Here is a 19,390-nt window from a genome sequence, read left to right on the forward strand (position 1 = left end):
GGCCGGAGAGGCAGAATGGGCCCCATGGCTCCCCACGCAGACCCCACGTCCGCCGGCCCCACCGGCCCGACCGTCGGCTTCGACCTCGACATGACGCTGATCGACTCCCGGCCCGGCATCCGCGCCACCTGGGTCGCGCTGTCCGAGGAGACGGGGATGCGGATCGACGCGGATCTGATCGTCTCGCGCCTGGGGCCGCCGCTGACCGAGGAGTTGGCGTACTGGTGCCCGCCGGAGCGGATCCCGGCCATGGCCGACCGCTACCGTGAGATGTATCCCACATACGCCATCGAGCCGACGCTGCCGATGCCGGGTGTGCGCGAGACCATCGCCGCCGTGCACGCGGCGGGCGGCCGGGCGATCGTCGTCACCGCGAAGTACGAGCCGAACGCCAAGCTGCACCTGGCGCACCTCGGCATCGACGCGGACGCCGTCATCGGCGACCTGTGGGCCGAGGGCAAGGGCCGGGCGCTGCTCGAGCACGGTGCGAGCGTCTACGTCGGCGACCATGTCGGCGACGTCCGTGGCGCGCGCACCGCGCGGGCGCTGTCGGTGGGCGTGACGACGGGACCGTGCGACGCCGCCGAACTGCGGGAGGCGGGCGCCGACGTGGTGCTCGACGACCTGACCGGGTTCCCGGCCTGGCTGGCGGGTTACGTGGCGGAGCGTGCCTGACGGCGCTGCGCGGCGATGCCCCGCAGGACGCCTGCCGCGGCGACGATGAACCCGACGCCCATCAGCATGCACACCGCGTAGGAGATCGGCGGGAACGGGTCGGTGTGGAGGAACAGCGGCGCCACCGTGACGAGGGTGGCGATCGCTCCTACGACGAAGACGATGCCGCCGGCTTTCACGAGGCCGTCGCCGGGACCGGTCTCGGCCACCGCGGAATTGGCTTGGGTTTTGTCGCGCACCCCACCAGGGTAGTTCCCAGCGCAGAGAGACAAACACGGGCCTAGGACGGACGGGCGGAGACCGGCGGGCGAACCCTCGGGCGACATCTTGTCACCGGGCCCGAGACCAATAGTCTTGGTGACGGCGGGTCGGACCACGGCCCGCTGTCCTGCTATCCAGCCGCTTTATCCAGCGATTTCTTCTAGTACGAGGACGAGGACTTCACGTGCCTACCGGCAAGGTCAAGTGGTTCAACAGCGAGAAGGGCTTCGGCTTCCTCTCCCGCGACGACGGCGGTGACGTCTTCGTGCATTCCTCCGTACTTCCCGCAGGCGTCGACGCCCTCAAGCCCGGCCAGCGCGTCGAGTTCGGTGTGGTCGCAGGACAGCGCGGTGACCAGGCGCTCTCGGTCACCATCCTCGACCCGACGCCCTCGATCGCGGCGGCGCAGCGCCGCAAGCCGGACGAACTGGCGTCGATCGTCCAGGACCTGACGACGCTGCTCGAGAACATCACGCCGATGCTGGAGCGCGGCCGGTACCCGGAGAAGACGGCGGGCAAGAAGATCGCCGGCCTGCTCCGGGCGGTGGCGGACCAACTGGACGTCTGACGCGACGTCCGACGCGCTACGGGAAGGACAGCGCGTCCGGGCCGAGCGCCGGGACCAGCCCCTCGGCGGCAGCGCGTGTCAGCAGACCGCGGATCGCCGCGTAGCCGTCCTCGCCGAGGTCGGCCGTGAACTCGTTGACGTACAGGCCGATGTGCTGGTCGGCGACGGCCGGGTCCATCTCCTGCGCGTGATCCATGACGTACGGGCGGCTGGCCTCGGGGTCCTCCCAGGCCATCCGGACCGACGTGCGCACGGCGTCCGCGTAGGAGCGCAGCTTCTCGGCGCCCAGGTCGCGGCGGGCGATGATCGCGCCGAGCGGGATCGGCAGGCCCGTCGTGGCCTCCCAGTGCTCGCCCATGTCGGCGAGCTTGTGCAGGCCGTAGTTCTGGTACGTGAAGCGGGCCTCGTGGATGACGAGCCCGGCGTCGATCTTGCCGTCGCGCACGGCGGGCATGATCTCGTGGAACGGCATGACGACGATCTCGCCGACCCCGCCGCCGGGGACGACATCGGCCGCCCACAGCCGGAACAGCAGGTACGCGGTCGAGGTCTCGCTCGGCACCGCGACGCGCTTGTCGGACAGGTCCACGCCCGCCTCGCGGGTCAGCACCAGCGGGCCGCAGCCGCGCCCGAGCGCGCCGCCGCACGGCAGCAGCGCGTAGTCGTCGAGGACGTACGGCAGGACCGCGTACGACACCTTGAGGAGTTCGTACGCGTCCTCGCGGCGTTCGGCGACGCCGTTGGTGATGTCGATGTCGGCGAAGGTCACGTCGAGCGCGGGGGCGCCGGGGACGCGGCCGTGGGCCCAGGCGTCGAAGACGAACGTGTCGTTCGGGCAGGGCGAGAAGGCGATGCGGGCGGTCTCGGCCCCCGCTGCGGTGTCGGTCATGTGTTCTTCCAACTCTCCAGTACGGGCGCGGTCTTCCCGAAGGCGGAGGCCAGCGCGGCGAGCGCGTCACCGATGCGCCAGGCGTCGCGGTCGCGGGGGCCGACGGCGTTGGAGACGGCGCGTATCTCGGCCGTCGGCACGCCGTGCGCGGCGGCGGCCTCGGCGACCCCGAAGCCCTCCATCGCCTCGGCCACGGCGCCCGGGTGGCGCTGCGCGAGCAGCGCGGCGCGGTCGGCGGTGCCGGTGACCGTGGAGACGGTGAGCACGGTGCCGACCGTGGCGGCGGCGGCCGACGCGAGGTCCCGCACGAGGGATTCCGGTGGCGTGTGGGTGACGGTGCCGAAGCCGAGTTCGGTGACGGGGACGAAGCCCTCGGCGGTCTCGGCGCCCAGGTCGGCGACGGTGATCGCGTCCGCGATCAGGACCGCGCCGGGCGCCGCCGTGAAGCCGCCGCCGATGCCGGCCGAGACGACCAGCGTGTACGGGGTGCCCGCGAGTTCGGCCCTGGTGAGCGCGGTCGCGGTGCCGGCGGCCGCCGCGGCGGGGCCGACCCCGACCGCCACGACATCGAGCGAGGGGTGATCGTGCAGCGCGCCCGCCACCGCGTCCCGTTCGGCCGGGACGGCGGTGGCGATCAGTACGTGTGCGGGGGCTGCGGTATTCGTCAGCTGTCCTTCTCGAGCTTGAACGACCACAGGCCGTACGCCTTGGAGTTGCCGCCCGACAGGATCGTGACGGTGGTCGCGGAACCGGAGGCGCCGTACTGCTGGTTGAAGAAGACGCTGCCCGGAACGGTGCGGTACGTCTTCTTGCTGGCGTCCGTGAGCGGCTGGCCGTTCATCAGGAGCGTCCAGCCCTTGTCCGCGATCTCCGGGTCGACGCCGAAGCGGACCGTGGCGTCCGGGTCCACCTTGATGGACTTGGCGCCCTTGTCCTTCAGGCAGCCCTGGAGAGCGGTCGGCTTCAGGGGATCGCCGTCGTTGTAGCAGCTGGCCTCAGAGTTCACCGAGTTGCGGTCCACCGTGACGGTGGCCAGCGGAGTCGGCTTGTCGCAGGCGGAGAGGACGAGCAGTCCGGCGCCGACAACACCGACGGCGGCAACGGCGCGGCGGTGGCGCTGGGCGAAACGCTGGGAGGTCATGGCGGAAGGCTATCTGGCCCCGCCGCTCCCGCTCCGAGTGGGGGAGCTGGTGTCGCGTTTGCGCCCTACGCCACTCGTGCCCGGCCGGACGGCCCCGAGTGCCGCGCGGACGCCAGCAGGCCGCGGACCGTGGAGAGCCAGCCCGCCGCCACGATGGCGGCCGCGACACACAGACCGAGCACCCCGTTCAGCGGCAGCGCGAGCCCGATCGCCCCGCCGACCACCCACGCCATCTGCAGCAAGGTCTCCGAGCGTGCGAACGCCGACGTGCGCACCGCCTCCGGGACGTCCCGCTGGATCGTCGCGTCGAGGGACAGCTTGGCCAGCGCCTGCGCGAACCCGGCGACCGCGCCCAGACACGCCGTCATGAGCGCGCTGAAGAAGACGGCGGACAGGACGGCCACCCCGAGCACCACCGCGAGCACCGTCACGATGATGACCTCGGGGGCCCGCGCCTTCAGCCACGCCCCGACCGCCGTGCCCAGCGCGTTCCCCGCCCCCGCCGACACGCCCACGAGCCCGAGCGAGACGGCCGCGCTCTGCCCGGTCAGCGGATGCTCGCGCAGCAGGAACGCCAGGTAGAAGATCAGGAACCCGGACAGACAGCGCAGCGTGGCGTTCGCGGCGAGGGCATGGGTGACGGCCGGGCCGACCGTCCGAAGGCCCGGCCTGCGCGCCTTGGTCCGGGCCGGCCCGTGCAGATGCTCCTTGTCCGCCACGAGCAGCGCCTTGCTCTCGCCCCGCGCCGAGTCCACCTTGTGCGGCATCGAGTACGACAGGAAGATCCCGCACACGTACAGCACGAAGGCCCCGTACAGCGGCCAGCGCGGGCCGATCGCCTGGAGACCCGCCCCGACGGGGGCCGCCGCGCCCGTGGCGAGGAGCCCGCCGAGCGTGACCCGCGAGTTCGCCTTCACCAGCGAGAAGCGGGGCGGTAGCAGCCGCGGCACGACCGCCGAGCGCACCACCCCGTACGCCTTCGACGCGACGAGGACGCCGAGCGCCGCCGGATACAGCTGGAGCCCGCCGCCCGCCACGGCGCCCGCGAGTACGAGGGCGAGCAGTGCCCGTGCCAGCATCGACGCGGCCATCGCGGCGCGCCGCCCGTGCGGCACCCGGTCGAGCAGCGGCCCGATGACGGGCGCGAGGAGCGTGAACGGCGCCATGGTGATCGCCAGGTACAGGGCGACCCGGCCGCGCGCCTCGTCCGTCGGCACGGAGAAGAACACCGTAGAGGCCAGGGCGACCGTGATCATGACGTCGCCCGCGCCGTTCAGCGCGTGCAGCTCGATCAGTTTCCCGAGCCCCGACTCGCCCGCGCCGTGCGCGTGCGTCGCCTTGCGGATGCCGCGTGCGGTGCCGGTGAAAGGCAGGTGCAGGGCGCGGCCGATTCTGCGAAGGCGGCTCGGCGCGTCCGACGCGCTCGACGACGCACCCGACGACGACTTGAACGACGACCTACCGGCAGCCACGCAGCAATGGTGCCCCTTGTTCGGGCGAACTAGTGCCGATATGGACACGCCGGTCGGCTTTCCGGCCAGGTGCGGCTCGTACGTCGGTGTGGGCGCAGGGCGTCAGAGGAGGTAGCGTGCGTAGCGCGCCCGCGGCGGTTGTTCTCGGCCGCGCGCCTCTCGGCCATCCCGCAGAATGGATGGCGTAGGTGCGCCCGGAACGCTCGGGCGCGGACGTCGACGCGGCCCTCCGGTCCGCTCCGTCCGCGCTCCCGCACACAGGACGGCGCACTCGTGAGACGGCGTAGGAGAGAAGCGATACCTGTGAGCGCAGCGACAACGCGAAGCCGCACCCCGGACCGCCTGTGCGCCGAGGCGGTGGACATCGCCCGGGCCGCGGCCGAGGAGGCTGCCGCACCCGGTGTGGTGGGCGAGCACGTCGAGACGGTGGTCGAGGGCGACCGCGTCGTCACGCACCTCTTCGAGTGCAAGGAGTTCGGCTACCGGGGTTGGCGCTGGGCCGCCACCGTGGCCCGCGCCTCCCGCGCCAAGTACGTCACGCTCGACGAGGTCGTGCTGCTGCCCGGCCCCGACGCCCTCCTCGCACCCGAGTGGGTGCCGTGGAGCGAGCGGCTGCGCCCCGGCGACCTCGGGCCCGGCGATCTGCTGCCGACCGAGGCCGACGATCTGCGCCTGGAGCCCGGCTACACCGGCGACGACGTGCCGCCGCCGAACTCTCCCGTGTCCGAGGACATGGCGGAGCTCGTCGAGGCGGAGGACGCCGAGGTCACCGAGGGACCCGTGGCGGCGCTGCCGGTCGCGCCGTCCCGCGGCTCGATCGCGGCCGTCGCCGAGGAGCTCGGCATGCGCCGGGCGCGGGTGCTCTCCCGGTACGGGCTGCATGTCGCGGCCGACCGCTGGGAGGACTCCTTCGGCGCGAAGACCCCCATGGCACAGGCGGCCCCCGCCTCCTGCGGCACCTGCGGCTTCCTCGCCCCCATCGGCGGATCCCTCGGCCAGGCCTTCGGCGTCTGCGCCAACGAGTTCGCCCCCGCGGACGGCCGGGTGGTCTCCCTGTCGTACGGCTGCGGCGGACACTCCGAGGCGGCCGTCATGCCCAAGGCCCCGCGGCCGGCGCCGCCGGTGATCGACGAGACGGTGGTGGACGTCCTGGCCCTGCGCCCGGACGCGGACGCGGGTTCGGTCGGAGCGGTGGCCTCCGGCGATGGCGACGAGGACCTGGGTCACTCGTAGGCCCTGCGGCGGGTGGGCAAATCAAGCCCCGCCGGCGATTGAGGCGCGGGGTCCGGGGCGGAGCCCCGGGGCGCAACGCCGGTGCCGCCGCATGCTCGCGGCAGGACGGGGAACCCTGCGCGATACGGTTCGGCCGATCACGCCCACCCGCCCCAGAGGAGTCACCCGTGAGCGTCAGCAGACCCGCCCCGGAGGGCGTCGACCCGTTCGGCACCGCGCGGCTGCGCCACGCCGTCCTCGGCGCCTGGGCCGGCAGCGCCGCCCGCTTCCGGGAGGACGCCAACGCCGAGGAGGACCTCGCACTCGGCGGCTACCGCGACCGCCTCGTCGTAGAACTCGCCCAGAACGCCGCGGACGCCGCTGCCCGGGCCGGCGTCGAGGGCCGCCTCGCCCTCACCCTGAAGGACGGCGTGCTCGCCGCCGCCAACACCGGCGCCCCGCTGGACGCGGCGGGCGTCGAGTCGCTGTCCACGCTCCGCGCCTCCGCGAAGCGCGAGGACACGAGCGGCGCGGTGGGCCGGTTCGGCGTCGGCTTCGCGGCCGTGCTCGCCGTCTCCGACGAGCCCGCGGTGGTGGGCCGGAGCGGGGGTGTGCGCTGGTCCCTGACGGACGCGCGGCTCGCCGCGTCGGACACGGCGCTGCGCAGCCCGGACCTCGGCGACGAGCTGCGCCGCCGGGACGGTCATGTGCCGCTGCTGAGGCTGCCGTTCGCGGCGGAGGGCTCCGCCCCGGAGCCGTACGACACGGTGGTCATCCTTCCGTTGCGGGATGCCGCGGCGGAGGCGTTGGCCGCGCGGTTGTTGGACGGGGTGGACGACACGCTTCTGCTTGCCCTGCCGGGGTTGGCGGAGGTCGTGATCTCGACGGATGCGGGTACGAGGACTCTGCGTCGCACGGATGAGGCGCCCTACGTCGTGATCGCCGACACGGGGTTGACGCCTCGGGGCTCCGACCCGGACCCCGCTGCTCAATCGCCGCAGGGGCTTGAAAATGCCCACCCGCCGCACGGGCAAGAGAGTGCCGACCCCGCCTTGGACAATCTGCTGCCCAATGGGGTCTCCCCTGCTCGGAGCTTGTCGGAGAGCTTGGGGAAGGCAGGGTGGGCAAGGCGGCCCCCGGCACCGCGCGCCGATGCGACGGCCCCCGCCACGCGCTACCGCATCCTCACCCGCACCGGCACCCTCGACGCCCCCCTCCTCGCCGACCGGCCCGTAGAGGAGCGGCTGCGGCCGAACTGGGCCGTGACCTGGGCCGTCCCGGTCGACGCGGACGGCGCGCCGCAGAGGCCGCGCAGCGAACCCGTGCTGTACGCGCCCACCCCCAGCGACGAGCCGCTCGGCGTCCCGGCCCTGCTCATCGCCACGTACCCGCTGGACACGGCGCGGCGGCACGTCGCCCCGGGCCCGCTCACCGACTTCCTCACCGAGCGCGCGGCCGACGCGTACACCGAACTGCTCGCCGGATGGCGCCCCGTGGGCCCCGGCATCCTCGACCTCGTGCCGGGACCGCTCGGCAGGAGCGAGCTGGACGGGGCCCTGCGCGCCGCCGTCCTGGAGCGGCTGCCGCGCACCGCGTTCCTGCCCCCGGCGATCGAGCCGGGCGACGAGGACGACGACCGGCCGATCTCGCTGAAGCCGCGCGACGCCGAGGTCGTCGAGGGCGCGGGCGCCGACACCGTGCGGGTCCTCGCCGACGTGCTGCCGAGCCTGCTGCCCGCAGGACTTGAGCGCCGCGTGGAGCTGCGGACGCTCGGCGTCGCCCGGGTGCCGCTGACCGAGGCCGTCGACCGGCTCGCCGGTCTCGAGAAGGAGCCCGGCTGGTGGCGGCGGCTGTACGAGTCGCTGGCCGGCGTCGATCCGGACCGGCTCAGCGGGCTGCCCGTGCCGCTCGCGGGCGGCCGCACCGTCATCGGCCCGCGCCAGGTGCTGCTCCCGACCGCCGAGGCCTCCACGATCCCCGGCGAGGCGCTCGCCCGGCTCGGCCTGAAGGTCGCGCACGCCGACGCCGCCCATCCGTTGCTGGAGAAGCTGGGCGCCCTGCCCGCCACCCCGCGGGCCGTCCTGCGGACCCCACAGGTGCGCGCCGCGGTCGCCGCGTCCCTCGACGACGAGGCGTCCGCCTGGGACGACGAAACCACGCTGGACGCCGAGGAGTTGGCCGACGTCGTCCTCACCCTCGTACGCGACGCGCACCTGGACGTCGGCGACGAACCGTGGCTCGGCGCCCTCGCCCTTCCCGACGACGAGGGCGAACTCGCCCCGGCCGCCGAGCTGTTGCTTCCCGGCAGCCCGATCGCGTCCGTGCTCCGTGCGGACGAACTCCCTTACGTGGACGGCGAACTGTCCGAACGCTGGGGGCGGGAGCCGCTCGCCGCGTGCGGCGTCCTCGCGACCTTCGCGCTCGTCCGCGCCACCGACGTCGTCCTCGACCCCGACGAACTCGACCCGCGCGAGGGCGACTTCCCCGAGCCGGACGACGCGGGGCTGCTCGACGCCGTCGACGTGTGGTGCGAGGACGCCCTCGACGGGCTGCCCGACACCCCCGTCCCGCCGGTCGCCACCGAACTGATCGCCGTACGGGACCTGGACCTGGTCGACGAGGAGCGCTGGCCTCAGGCGCTGGCCCTGCTCGCGCAGCCGCCGCTGCGGGACGCCCTCACCCAGCCGGTCCGGGTGCTGCTGCCCGACGGCACGCACGAGCTCGTCCGCCCGTACACGGCCTGGTGGCTGCGCGGCAGCCCGGTCCTCGACGGCCGCCGCCCGGCCGGTCTGCGCGCCGAGGGCGGGGATCCGCTGCTCGTCGGCCTGTACGAGCCCGCCGACGCCGCCGGTTTCGACGACGAACAGGTGCTGCGCGCCCTCGGCGTGCGCACCTCGGTCGCAGCCCTGCTCGACGAGCCCGGCGGCGCCGCCGAACTCCTCGACCGGCTCGCCGACCCCGACCGTCCGGTCGACGCCGCTCAACTCCACGCCCTCTACGGCAGGTTGGCCGACCTCGACCCCGAGCAGGTCACCCTGCCCGAGGAGCTGCGTGCCGTCCGGGACGGGGAGGTCGTGGTCGTCGACGCCAGTGCCGCGTTCGTCGCGGACGCGCCCGACCTGATCCCGCTCACCGAGGGCCGCGCGCTCCTCCCGGTCACTCCGTCGAAGGCCGCGCACCTCGCCGAGCTGTTCCAGGTGCGGCGCCTGAGCGAGGTCCTGGGCGTCGGGTCGGTGGAGGGCGGCGACGTCCACGACGTGCCCGATTCCGTGCGCGTCCTCCTCGGGGCCGCGACCCCGGCCTCGTACGTCGAGCATGAGGAGCTGTACGTCTCCGACGTCGAGGTGGACTGGTGCCGCAGCGCCGACGGGGTCGTGCACGCGGCGACGTTGGAGGGTGTCGCGGCGGGCCTCGCGTGGGCGTCCGGCCAGTGGCCCCGCCGGTTCGAGGTGGCGGCCCTCCTGGAGGACCCGTCCCGCACGGGTGAGCTCGCGCGGGACAGGTGGTTCGACTAGTCCCCGGCACCGGCGTTGCGGTCCCGGGGCTCCGCCCCGGACCCCGCTGCTCAATCGCCGCAGGGGCTTAAGAACCCGACCCCCGCCGGGCCTTAAAACCCAACCCCCGCCGGGCTTGAGAACCCCAACTCCCGCCGGGCTTGAGAACCCCACCCCCCGCCGGGCTTGAGACCCCAACTCCCGCCGGGCTTGAGAACCCCACCCCCCGCCGGGCTTGAGACCCCAACTCCCGCCGGGCTTGAGAACCCCAACCCCCGCTGGGGCGTGGAAAACCAAGCCCCAGCGGCGGGTGGGCAAAATCAAGCCCCGCCGGCGATTGAGGCGCGGGGTCCGGGGCGGAGCCCCGAGGCCGTAACACACTCACGCCGGAAACCTGCGCCCGACCCACCGCCACAAGAACTCCAACACCCCCGCCGCAACGACCGCCACCCCGACGGCAGTCCACGGCATCACAGACCCCACCAACCGCAACGCGAAGAAGTCCTGCAACCACGGCACCACAAGAACCAGCAGGAAACCGAACCCCATCGCCGCGACAAGCCCCACCCGCCACCACGTGTACGGCCGGGCGATGATCGCAAGCACCCACATCGAGATCAGGAAGAGCGTCAGCGTCGCCGAACTGGTCTCCGCTGCCAGCGCCCCCGACCCCGCGTAATAGTGCCGCGCGACCAGGTACATCACGAACGTGGCGATCCCGGCGACACCCCCGCCGGGAATCGCGTACCGCATCACCCTCCGTACGAAGTTGGGCCGGGCCCGCTCCTTGTTGGGCGCGAGGGCGAGGAAGAACGCCGGGACGCCGATCGTCAGGGTGGAGAGGAGCGTCAAGTGCCGTGGCAGGAAGGGGTATTCCACCTGGAAGCAGACCACGAGCAGCGCGAGGATCACCGAGTAGACCGTCTTCACGAGGAAGAGGGTGGCCACGCGCGTGATGTTGCCGATGACCCGGCGGCCCTCCGCGACCACTGAGGGCAGCGTCGCGAAGGAGTTGTTCAACAGGACGATCTGCGCGACGGCCCGCGTGGCCTCGGAGCCCGAGCCCATCGATACGCCGATGTCGGCGTCCTTCAGCGCGAGGACGTCGTTGACGCCGTCGCCGGTCATCGCGACCGTGTGCCCGTGCGCCTGGAGCGCGCCGACCATGTCGCGCTTCTGCTGCGGCGTCACCCGCCCGAACACCGTGCCGTCGTCGAGCGCGTCGGCCAGCTCCTCCGGGTCCTTGGGCAGCTCCCGGGCGTCGACGGTCTGCCCTTCGAGGCCCAGCTTCGCGGCGACGGCCCCCACCGACACCGCGTTGTCACCGGAGATGACCTTGGTCCGTACGTCCTGCTCGGCGAAGTAGTGGAGGGTGTCCCCGGCGTCGGGGCGCAGGCGTTGTTCGAGGACGACGAGGGCGGTCGGTTCGGCGCTCTCCACGACGCCCGCGCCTTCGAGGCCCTCGGGTGCGCGGGCGAGCAGCAGCACCCGAAGCCCGCGCAGGTTGAGCTCCTCGGTCGCCGCGAGCGCGGGGTCGTCCGCGGGCAGCAGCACGTCGGGCGCCCCGAGCAGCCACGCGCTGCCCGTCCCGTTGCCCTCGCTGAACGCGGCGCCGCTGTACTTGCGCGCGGAGGAAAACGGCAGGGCCTCGGTGCAGCGCCAGTCCTCGCTGTCCGGGTAGGCGTCGATGATCGCCTGGAGGGAGGCGTTGGGCCGCGGATCGGACTCGCCGAGCGCGCCGAGCACTTTGCGTACGTACGCCTCGTCGCCTGGACTGTCACCGTCGCCGAGCAGCCGCAGCTCGTGGACGTCCATGCCGCCCTCCGTGAGCGTGCCCGTCTTGTCGAGGCAGACCGTGTCGACGCGGGCCAGGCCCTCGATCGCGGGGAGTTCCTGCACCAGGCACTGCTGGCGGCCGAGCCGGATCACCCCGATCGCGAAGGCGACGGAGGTGAGCAGCACCAGGCCCTCGGGGACCATCGGGACGATGCCGCCGACGGTGCGGGCGATCGAGTCCTTGAGGTCGTTGTCCTTGACGACGAGCTGGCTGATGATCAGGCCGAGCGCGGTCGGGATCATCATCCACTGGACGTACTTGAGGATCGTGGAGATGCCGGAGCGCAGCTCGGAGTGGACGAGAGTGAACCGGCTGGCCTCCTCGGCGAGCTGCGCCGCGTACGCCTCACGCCCGACCTTCGTCGCGGTGAACGCGCCGCCGCCCGCGACCACGAAGGAGCCCGACATGACCTCGTCGCCGGGCTGCTTGACGACGGGGTCGGCCTCGCCGGTCAGGAGCGACTCGTCGATCTCCAGGCCGTCGGCCTCCGCGCAGCTCCCGTCCACGACGATCTTGTCGCCGGGGCCGATCTCGATGAGGTCGCCGAGCACGATCTCGGAGGTGGGGACGGCGACGGCGTTCCCGTCGCGCCGCACCGTCGGCCGGGCCTCGCCGATCACCGCGAGCGAGTCCAGGGTCTGCTTCGCCCGCCACTCCTGGATGATGCCGATGCCGGTGTTGGCCAGGATCACGAACCCGAAGAGGCTGTCCTGGATCGGCGCGACGCAGAGCATGATCACCCAGAGCACGCCGATGATCGCGTTGAACCGGGTGAAGACGTTGGCGCGCACGATCTCCGTCACGGACCGCGAGCTGCGCACGGGTACGTCGTTCACCTCGCCGCGCGCGACCCTCTCGGCGACCTCGGCCCGGGTGAGGCCGGTCGCCCGTGACGGCATCGGTGCCGGGGCGACGGGTTCGCCCGGATCGCCCGGATCGAGGTCCGTTCCCGCGTCGATGTGCGTCATGAAAACGACGGTACGGGCGATTTCGGGGGTTTACCCCTCGGGTGTGGAAACCTCACGGTCCGTGGTCGCCGCGGCGGCGGCCCGCTTGAGCGCGGCGTCGCGCCCCCGGACGTACCAGATCCCGATCAGGCCGAGCCCGGCGCCGGCCAGGCAGCACCACACCCACCAGGTGATCCCGCGGTCCTGGAACCACCCGTAGAACGGCAGCTGCACGAGGAAGAGGACGAACCAGAGGATCGTGCCACCCGTGATGGTGGCGACCACGGGCCCCTCAAGGGGTTCGGGTGCCTCGTGCTTCGGGATCCACTTCGCCATGTGCACAGCTTACGAGGACCCGACGACAACCCGGTACAAGGCCCTCGCCACACGGGTCTACGCGCGGAGATAGCAAATTCGGCCTCATATGTTCATACTGAAACAGCCTGAGTCTGGCCAGTTATGTTCGTATGAAACACCAGCGGAACATCGGGGAAACCCGCCGGCGACCACACGACGACCAGACTCGATCACGAACCCCGCCCGCATTTCACTGCTGAATACCGCTGAGGTCATCCATGTCCACTTCGGCCACCACCCCGGTCGATGTCAACGACTCGCCGCCGCCGGCCCCGAAGAACGGCTTCGACCGCTACTTCAAGATCACCGAACGCGGCTCGACCATCCCGCGTGAGATCCGTGGCGGCCTCGCCACGTTCTTCGCGATGGCCTACATCATCGTGCTGAACCCGATCGTCCTCGGTGGCGCGAAGGACATGTACGGGCACCAGCTGGACAACGGCCAGCTGGTCACGGCGACCGCACTGATCGCCGCGTTCACCACGCTGCTCATGGGTGTCATCGGCAATGTGCCGATCGCGCTCGCGGCGGGCCTCGGTGTGAACACGGTCGTCGCCCTTCAGCTCGCGCCGCGTATGTCCTGGCCGGACGCGATGGGCATGGTCGTCCTCGCGGGCTTCGTCGTCATGCTGCTCGTTGCCACCGGTCTGCGCGAGCGGGTCATGAACGCCGTGCCGTACAGCCTGCGCAAGGGCATCGCGATCGGCATCGGCCTGTTCATCATGCTGATCGGCCTCATCGACTCCGGATTCGTGACGCGCATGCCGGACGCCGCGCAGACCACGGTCCCGCTCCAGCTCGGTACCGGCGGCCACCTGCTCGGCTGGCCGGTCCTGGTCTTCGTGCTCGGCGTGCTGTTGACCCTGGCGCTGCTCGTGCGCAAGGTGCCGGGCGCGATCCTGCTCGCCATCGTCGTGATGACGGTCGTCGCGGTGATCATCAACGCCTTCACCGACATCGACCCGATGTCCTGGGGCCTGACCGTGCCCGAGTGGCCCGGCAACCCGGTCTCCAGCCCGGACTTCTCGCTCGTCGGTCAGTTCAGCCTGTTCGGTGGATTCCACAAGGTCGGCATCCTGACCGGCATCCTGTTCGTCTTCACCGTGCTGCTGTCGTGCTTCTTCGACGCGATGGGCACGATCATGGGCATCAGCGACGAGGCGCATCTGACCGATGAGAACGGCCAGATGCCCGGCATGAACAAGGTGCTCTTCATCGACGGCATCGCCGTTGCCGCCGGTGGCGCCTCGTCGTCCTCGGCGACCACCTGCTTCGTGGAGTCCACGGCCGGTGTCGGCGAGGGCGCCCGTACGGGCCTCGCCAACATGGTCACCGGTCTGTTGTTCGTGGTCGCGCTGTTCCTCACGCCTGTCGTCACGATGGTTCCGTCCCAGGCGGCCACCCCCGCGCTCGTCGCGGTCGGCTTCATGATCCTGGCCGGTGGAATCCGTGAGATCGACTGGGACGACTGGACGATCGCCATCCCCGCGTTCATCACGATGCTGATGATGCCGTTCACGTACTCGATCACGAACGGCATCGGCATGGGCTTCATCAGCTTCACGGTGCTGCGCGTGGTCGCGGGCCGCGCCAAGGATGTGCCGGCCGCGATGTACGCCGTCTCCGCGGTGTTCGTCTTCTACTACCTGATGCCGGCCCTCGGTCTCACGTAGTCGCGCCTTGCGCAGCAACGCCTTACGCAGTAGCGCCTTACGTCGTCACGTCTCCGTAGAACCGCTCCGTCTCCTCGACGGCGGTCTTGAAGCGTTCGTCGAAGTCGTCCCGAATGAGCGTCCGGACCACATAGTCCTGGACGCTCATTCCTCTTTTCGCGGCATGCACTTTGAGCCGGTCGAGCAGCTCACCGTCGATCCGCAGACTGAGCACTGTCGATCCCATACGGACAGGGTCGCCGGGCTCCGCAACCCGTTGCGTCACTTTCCGCGTCCGGCTCACTCGTATGGGTGATGAAACTTTTCTGCACTCCCGTCCCGAGTGAAGAGGTGGTGGGGATCACGGACGCGTGCCGTGCGCCGGGTGGTCGTTAGGCATAGTAATGAGTTACGCTAACGAACATGCCAGACCTCTCCCATGGCGACGACGCAGCCGCCGTGAACTCCCTGCGTTCCGCAGTGATGCGCCTGTCGCGTCGGCTCAAGCACCAGCGGGTCGACGAATCGCTGAGCCCCACCGAGATGTCGGTGCTCGGCACCCTCGCCGGATGCGGCTCCGCGACACCGGGTGAGCTGGCCCGGAAGGAGCATGTGCAGCCGCCGTCGATGACCAGAATCGTCGCGCTCCTGGAGGCCAAGGGGCTGGTCCGGCTCGAACCCCACCCCGAGGACCGCCGGCAGAAGGTCGTCACCTCCACCGAGCAGGCCGAGACCATGCTCGCGGAGAGCCGCCGCAAGCGGAACGCCTGGCTGGCGGGCCTCACCGAGGGGCTCGACGAGGACGAGTGGGCCAAGCTCCGCGCGGCCGCGCCCGTCCTGGAGAAGCTCGCGCACCTCTGAGCCCCACGACCCCTGAGCCCACGACCGCTGAGCCCCACCTGTGAGCCCCTCTGGGGACCGACGACCGCCGAGGAGGCGAACCCACTTTGAGTACGGGATCCGGAGCAGACTCCGCCCCCGCACCAGCCGCCCACAACCCGAACGCCCGCCCACCACGCAAGCCCTCGATGTTCGCCAGCCTGAAGGTACGCAACTACCGGCTGTTCGCGACCGGGGCCGTCGTCTCCAACACCGGCACCTGGATGGCCCGCATCACCCAGGACTGGCTGGTGCTCTCCCTCACGGGATCCTCCGCGGCCGTCGGCATCACGACGGCGATGCAGTTCCTGCCGATGCTGCTGTTCGGCCTGTACGGCGGTGTGATCGCCGACCGCTTCGCCAAGCGCAACCTGCTGTTCTGCACGCAGGGCGCGATGAGCCTGTCCGGGCTCTTCCTCGCGGCGCTGACCCTCACGGGCAACGTCCAGGTGTGGCACGTCTACCTCGCGGCCTTCTTCACGGGACTCGTCACGGTCGTCGACAACCCGACCCGGCAGTCGTTCGTGTCCGAGATGGTCGGCCCCGACCAGGTCCGCAACGCGGTCTCCCTCAACTCCGCGAACTTCCAGTCCGCCCGCCTCATCGGCCCGGCCGTCGCCTCCGCGCTGACCGCCGCCGTCGGCCCCGGCTGGGCGTTCCTCGCCAACGGCCTGTCCTTCCTCGCCCCGCTCACCGGGCTCATGCTCATGCGCACGCACGAGCTGCACGAGACGAAGCGCGCCCCGCGCGGCAAGGGCCAGCTCAAGGAGGGCCTGCGCTACGTCTCGCAGCACCCCGAGCTGATCTGGCCGATTGTCCTCGTCGGGTTCGTCGGCACCTTCGGCTTCAACTTCCCGATCTGGCTGAGCGCGTACGCGGACGACGTGTTCCACGGCGGGGTCGGCCAGTACGGCCTGTTCAACACGCTCATGGCCGTCGGCTCGCTGGCCGGTGCGCTGCTCGCGGCGCGGCGCCGTTCGACCCGGCTGCGGGTCCTGGTCGGCGCGGCGATCGGCTTCGGTGTCCTGGAGGTCCTGGCCGCGTGGGCGCCGGGCGTCTGGGCGTTCGCCCCGCTGATCGTGCTGCTCGGCATCCTCGGTCTGACGGTGAACGTGACCGCGAACTCCACGGTTCAGATGGGTACGGATCCGGAGATGCGGGGCCGGGTGATGTCGCTGTTCATGATGGTGTTCACCGGGGGTACGCCGCTGGGCGGGCCGCTCTTCGGCTGGCTCGCGGACGAGTTCGGGGTCCGGGTCAGCTTTGCCCTCGCCGGGGTGATCTGTGCGGCGGCCGCGGTCGGCGTCGGGCTGATGCTGGCCCGTGCGGCCAACCTCCGCCTGAAGGTGGACCTGCGGCGCGGCGAACGCCATGTGCAGTTCGTTCCGCGGGAGCTGGCGGCGGCGGCCTGACGCGCTCGGTCCCTTTCCCGCGCCTCAAGCCGCTTTCGGCTTCTCAAGCCCCGCCGGCGATTGAGGCGCTCGAATCAAGCCCCGCCGGCGATTGAGGCGCTCGAATCAAGCCCCGCCGGCGATTGAGGCGCGGGGTCCGGGGCAGAGCCCCGAGGCGTCGCGCACGGCGCCGCGGTTGCGGTCCTGGGGCGCTGCCCCAGACCCCGCTGCTCAATCGCCGCAGGGGCTTGAATCGGCCGCGCCTGCTGCTCGACGCCCAGGGGGCTTGAATGGCCCAAGCTGCGCGAAGGGTGCCGGGGCCGCTTGATACGGGCGAGACTGGGACGGTGAGACTCTTCGCAGCTGTGCTGCCGCCGGACGCGGCCCTGGACGAACTGGGCCGCGCGGTCGACACGTTGCCGCCCGGCGACGGGATCCGGTGGACCGAGCGGAGCGGTTGGCACCTCACGCTCGCGTTCTACGGGGACGTACCGGAGGACACCGTTCCAGAGCTGAATCGCCGGCTCGCGCGGGCGGCGGCGCACACGGAGGCGTTCACGCTGGCGCTCGGCCGGGGCGGGCACTTCGGTGGGCGGGCTCTGTGGACGGGCGTGAGCGGCGACGTGGCGGCGCTGTGCAGGCTCGCCGAGCGCGCGGAGGCGGCGGGCCGCAAGAGCGGGCTGCCGGGGGAGCGGCCGCGCTACGAGAAGGTCGCCGGATGGGAGTTCGCGGGCACGCGTTAGGCTCGTTGACGTGGACCCGAAGACCCGAAACCGGATCATGGCCGGTGTGCTCGTGCTGATGTTCTTCGTCGTGGCTGTCGCGGCGGCCGTCGGCCAGTAGTCGACCGAAGGCCGCCGCGTACCGGCGGGACCGGCTACCAGGCGAAGGCCTCAGGCGACGGACCCGGACCCGGGAAGATCTCGTCCAGGCCGGACAGCACCTCCTCGCTCAGCTCGAGCTCGACCGCGCGCAGCGCCGAGTCCAGCTGCTCCTGCGTGCGCGGGCCGACGATCGGGCCCGTGACGCCGGGCCGGGTGAGCAGCCAGGCGAGCGCCGCCTCACCGGGCTCGATGCCGTGCTTGTCCAGCAGGTCCTCGTACCGCTGGACCTGCTCGCGCACCTTCGTGTTCTCCAGCGCGGAGGCGGAGCGGCCCGCGGCCCTGCGCTTGCCCTCGCTCTCCTTCTTGAGCACGCCGCCGAGCAGCCCGCCGTGCAGCGGCGACCACGGGATGACGCCCAGGCCGTAGTCCTGCGCGGCCGGGATGACCTCCATCTCGGCGCGGCGCTCGGCGAGGTTGTAGAGGCACTGCTCGCTGACGAGGCCGACGCGGCCGTGCGCCTTGGCCAGTTCGTTGGCCTGGGCGATCTTGTAGCCGGGGAAGTTGGAGGACCCGGCGTAAAGGATCTTGCCCTGCTGGATCAGTACGTCGATCGCCTGCCAGATCTCCTCGAAGGGAGTGCGGCGGTCGATGTGGTGGAACTGGTAGATGTCGATGTAGTCGGTCTGCAGCCGCTTGAGCGACGCGTCGACGGCGCGCCGGATGTTCACCGCGCTGAGGTGGTCGTGGTTCGGCCAGACCGGGCCGTCGCCGCCCATGTTCCCGAAGACCTTGGTGGCCAGGACCGTCTTGTCGCGCCGGCCGCCGCCCTGGGCGAACCAGGTGCCGATGATTTCCTCGGTGCGGCCCTTGTTCTCGCCCCAGCCGTAGACGTTCGCGGTGTCGAAGTAGTTGATGCCGCTGGTCTGCGCCGCGTCCATGATGGCGTGGCTGGCGGGCTCGTCGGTCTGCGGACCGAAGTTCATGGTGCCGAGGACGAGCCGGCTGACCTTGAGCCCCGTGCGTCCGAGCTGTGTGTACTTCATGTCTGCCATGGCTCCATAGCCAAGGACGTGGAGTGCGCTCTAGGCAAGCGTGCGCGGGACCAACGCTTCGTAAGGACCGCCGATTCCCCACGCCTGATGCAGCGCGTCCGCGAACGCCGACGCGAGTTTGTGCTCGCCGGAGGCGTTCGGGTGGGTGCCGTCGTACGTGTCGTGGTGGATGTCGTACGCGTCGGGGACGGAGGCCAGGAGGAGGGGCGAGCGGGGCTCGTCGAGGTCCGCGACAGCCTTCGCCAGAAGGGTGTTGAAGTGGGCGACCTCGGCGGCGAAGGGGGCGTCCGTCTCCGCCCGGACGTTGGGGATCACCGGGAGCAGGACCATGCGGACGGCCGGGTTGGCGCGGCGGGCCTCGGCGACGAAGCGGCGCGTGTTGGCCGCCGTCTGCTCGGCGTCGGTGTAGAAGCCGAGGTCTATCAGGCCGAGCGAGACGAGCAGGACGTCGGCGCGGGCCGCGGTCACCGCCTCGGCGATCGCGGGCGCCATGTGCTGCCAGCCCTCGCCCCAGCCGGCGAGGTGGTGCTGCGGGAAGTCCGGTTCCGCGTACGCGTGGCTGTCGCCGTGCAGGGCGGTGCGGGGGCCGACCAGCGTGTGTGCGGTCGAGTGGGCGCGCAGATGCTGCCAGAAACGCAGGCGCCAGGTGTGCTCCCCGGCGCTCCCAATGGTCATCGAGTCGCCGACCGGCATGAACCTGAGCATCCGCTCATCATCGTCGATCATGCCGGGTACGTGC

The 19,390-nt window shown here is 71.5% G+C and carries 18 protein-coding genes; 8 read left to right on the forward strand and 10 right to left on the reverse strand.

Going from position 1 to position 19,390, the window contains the following annotated elements; all coding sequences use genetic code 11:
- The first annotated feature begins 24 nt into the window (after nt 1–24).
- Nucleotides 25–675: an HAD family hydrolase gene (locus tag ACIA8D_RS20915; RefSeq protein ID WP_399234188.1), complete on the forward strand. Its 651-nt coding sequence runs from the start codon at nt 25–27 to the stop codon at nt 673–675.
- On the opposite strand, the gene ACIA8D_RS20920 is transcribed toward ACIA8D_RS20915, so the two are convergent.
- Nucleotides 654–914, reverse strand: coding sequence for a hypothetical protein (locus tag ACIA8D_RS20920; RefSeq protein WP_399234190.1), 261 nt, complete (start codon nt 912–914; stop codon nt 654–656). The two genes, ACIA8D_RS20915 and ACIA8D_RS20920, sit on opposite strands and share 22 nt — an antisense overlap.
- A 206-nt stretch (nt 915–1,120) precedes the next feature.
- On the opposite strand from ACIA8D_RS20920, the gene ACIA8D_RS20925 reads away from it, so the two are divergent.
- A complete protein-coding gene (locus ACIA8D_RS20925) occupies nt 1,121–1,504 on the forward strand; it encodes a cold-shock protein (protein WP_385769608.1) in 384 nt (127 codons plus the stop codon).
- Between the two features lie 16 nt (nt 1,505–1,520).
- On the opposite strand, the gene ACIA8D_RS20930 is transcribed toward ACIA8D_RS20925, so the two are convergent.
- The 4 genes from ACIA8D_RS20930 to ACIA8D_RS20945 all read right to left on the reverse strand — a co-directional run bounded on the left by ACIA8D_RS20930 (nt 1,521) and on the right by ACIA8D_RS20945 (nt 5,006).
- Entirely contained in the window at nt 1,521–2,393 is an 873-nt protein-coding gene (locus ACIA8D_RS20930) for a 1,4-dihydroxy-6-naphthoate synthase (protein WP_399234192.1), read from the reverse strand.
- Entirely contained in the window at nt 2,390–3,088 is a 699-nt protein-coding gene (locus ACIA8D_RS20935; protein WP_399234194.1) for a futalosine hydrolase, read from the reverse strand. Before ACIA8D_RS20935 ends, ACIA8D_RS20930 begins: the two co-directional genes overlap by 4 nt.
- A complete protein-coding gene (locus ACIA8D_RS20940; RefSeq protein WP_399234196.1) occupies nt 3,058–3,534 on the reverse strand; it encodes a DUF2771 domain-containing protein in 477 nt (158 codons plus the stop codon). The genes ACIA8D_RS20935 and ACIA8D_RS20940 overlap by 31 nt, the downstream gene beginning before the upstream one ends.
- 65 nt (nt 3,535–3,599) lie before the next feature.
- Complete coding sequence (locus tag ACIA8D_RS20945; protein ID WP_399234198.1) at nt 3,600–5,006, reverse strand: MFS transporter; 1,407 nt, start codon at nt 5,004–5,006, stop codon at nt 3,600–3,602.
- A gap of 303 nt (nt 5,007–5,309) precedes the next feature.
- Here ACIA8D_RS20945 and ACIA8D_RS20950 point away from each other — a divergent pair, with 303 nt between their 5' ends.
- Both ACIA8D_RS20950 and ACIA8D_RS20955 read left to right on the forward strand, forming a co-directional pair.
- Nucleotides 5,310–6,239 carry a DUF3027 domain-containing protein gene (locus ACIA8D_RS20950; protein WP_399234200.1) on the forward strand — a complete coding sequence of 310 codons (930 nt, stop codon included), beginning with the start codon at nt 5,310–5,312 and terminating at the stop codon, nt 6,237–6,239.
- Nucleotides 6,240–6,406: 167 nt separating this feature from the next.
- Complete coding sequence (locus ACIA8D_RS20955; protein WP_399234202.1) at nt 6,407–9,733, forward strand: sacsin N-terminal ATP-binding-like domain-containing protein; 3,327 nt, start codon at nt 6,407–6,409, stop codon at nt 9,731–9,733.
- 360 nt (nt 9,734–10,093) lie between these two features.
- Here ACIA8D_RS20955 and ACIA8D_RS20960 read toward each other — a convergent pair whose 3' ends face one another.
- A complete protein-coding gene (locus ACIA8D_RS20960; RefSeq protein WP_399234204.1) occupies nt 10,094–12,517 on the reverse strand; it encodes an HAD-IC family P-type ATPase in 2,424 nt (807 codons plus the stop codon).
- Nucleotides 12,518–12,547: 30 nt separating this feature from the next.
- Nucleotides 12,548–12,832 carry a DUF2530 domain-containing protein gene (locus ACIA8D_RS20965; RefSeq protein WP_399234206.1) on the reverse strand — a complete coding sequence of 95 codons (285 nt, stop codon included), beginning with the start codon at nt 12,830–12,832 and terminating at the stop codon, nt 12,548–12,550.
- A gap of 239 nt (nt 12,833–13,071) precedes the next feature.
- On the opposite strand from ACIA8D_RS20965, the gene ACIA8D_RS20970 reads away from it, so the two are divergent.
- The gene (locus tag ACIA8D_RS20970) at nt 13,072–14,526 is read left to right on the forward strand and encodes an NCS2 family permease (protein ID WP_399234207.1); all 1,455 of its coding nucleotides are present in this window, start codon (nt 13,072–13,074) and stop codon (nt 14,524–14,526) included.
- Between the two features lie 37 nt (nt 14,527–14,563).
- On the opposite strand, the gene ACIA8D_RS20975 is transcribed toward ACIA8D_RS20970, so the two are convergent.
- The gene (locus ACIA8D_RS20975) at nt 14,564–14,752 is read right to left on the reverse strand and encodes a ribbon-helix-helix protein, CopG family (RefSeq protein ID WP_266712647.1); all 189 of its coding nucleotides are present in this window, start codon (nt 14,750–14,752) and stop codon (nt 14,564–14,566) included.
- Between the two features lie 176 nt (nt 14,753–14,928).
- On the opposite strand from ACIA8D_RS20975, the gene ACIA8D_RS20980 reads away from it, so the two are divergent.
- The 3 genes from ACIA8D_RS20980 (at nt 14,929) to thpR (ending at nt 17,518) form a co-directional block, all read left to right on the forward strand.
- Nucleotides 14,929–15,366: a MarR family winged helix-turn-helix transcriptional regulator gene (locus ACIA8D_RS20980; RefSeq protein WP_385769628.1), complete on the forward strand. Its 438-nt coding sequence runs from the start codon at nt 14,929–14,931 to the stop codon at nt 15,364–15,366.
- An 86-nt stretch (nt 15,367–15,452) separates the two neighbouring features.
- Nucleotides 15,453–16,796: an MFS transporter gene (locus ACIA8D_RS20985; protein ID WP_399234210.1), complete on the forward strand. Its 1,344-nt coding sequence runs from the start codon at nt 15,453–15,455 to the stop codon at nt 16,794–16,796.
- A gap of 326 nt (nt 16,797–17,122) precedes the next feature.
- On the forward strand, nt 17,123–17,518 hold the full coding sequence (thpR, locus tag ACIA8D_RS20990) for an RNA 2',3'-cyclic phosphodiesterase (RefSeq protein ID WP_399234212.1): 396 nt from the start codon (nt 17,123–17,125) through the stop codon (nt 17,516–17,518).
- Nucleotides 17,519–17,652: 134 nt separating this feature from the next.
- Here the strand turns inward: thpR and ACIA8D_RS20995 are convergent, their stop codons facing one another.
- Together ACIA8D_RS20995 and ACIA8D_RS21000 are read right to left on the reverse strand one after the other, a co-directional pair.
- Entirely contained in the window at nt 17,653–18,642 is a 990-nt protein-coding gene (locus tag ACIA8D_RS20995) for an aldo/keto reductase (protein WP_399234213.1), read from the reverse strand.
- Nucleotides 18,643–18,681: 39 nt separating this feature from the next.
- Nucleotides 18,682–19,356: an SGNH/GDSL hydrolase family protein gene (locus tag ACIA8D_RS21000; RefSeq protein ID WP_399234259.1), complete on the reverse strand. Its 675-nt coding sequence runs from the start codon at nt 19,354–19,356 to the stop codon at nt 18,682–18,684.
- Nucleotides 19,357–19,390 lie beyond the last annotated feature (34 nt).

The sequence above is a fragment of the Streptomyces sp. NPDC051684 genome (assembly GCF_044453445.1).
In the GTDB taxonomy this organism is placed as follows: Bacteria; Actinomycetota; Actinomycetes; order Streptomycetales; family Streptomycetaceae; genus Streptomyces.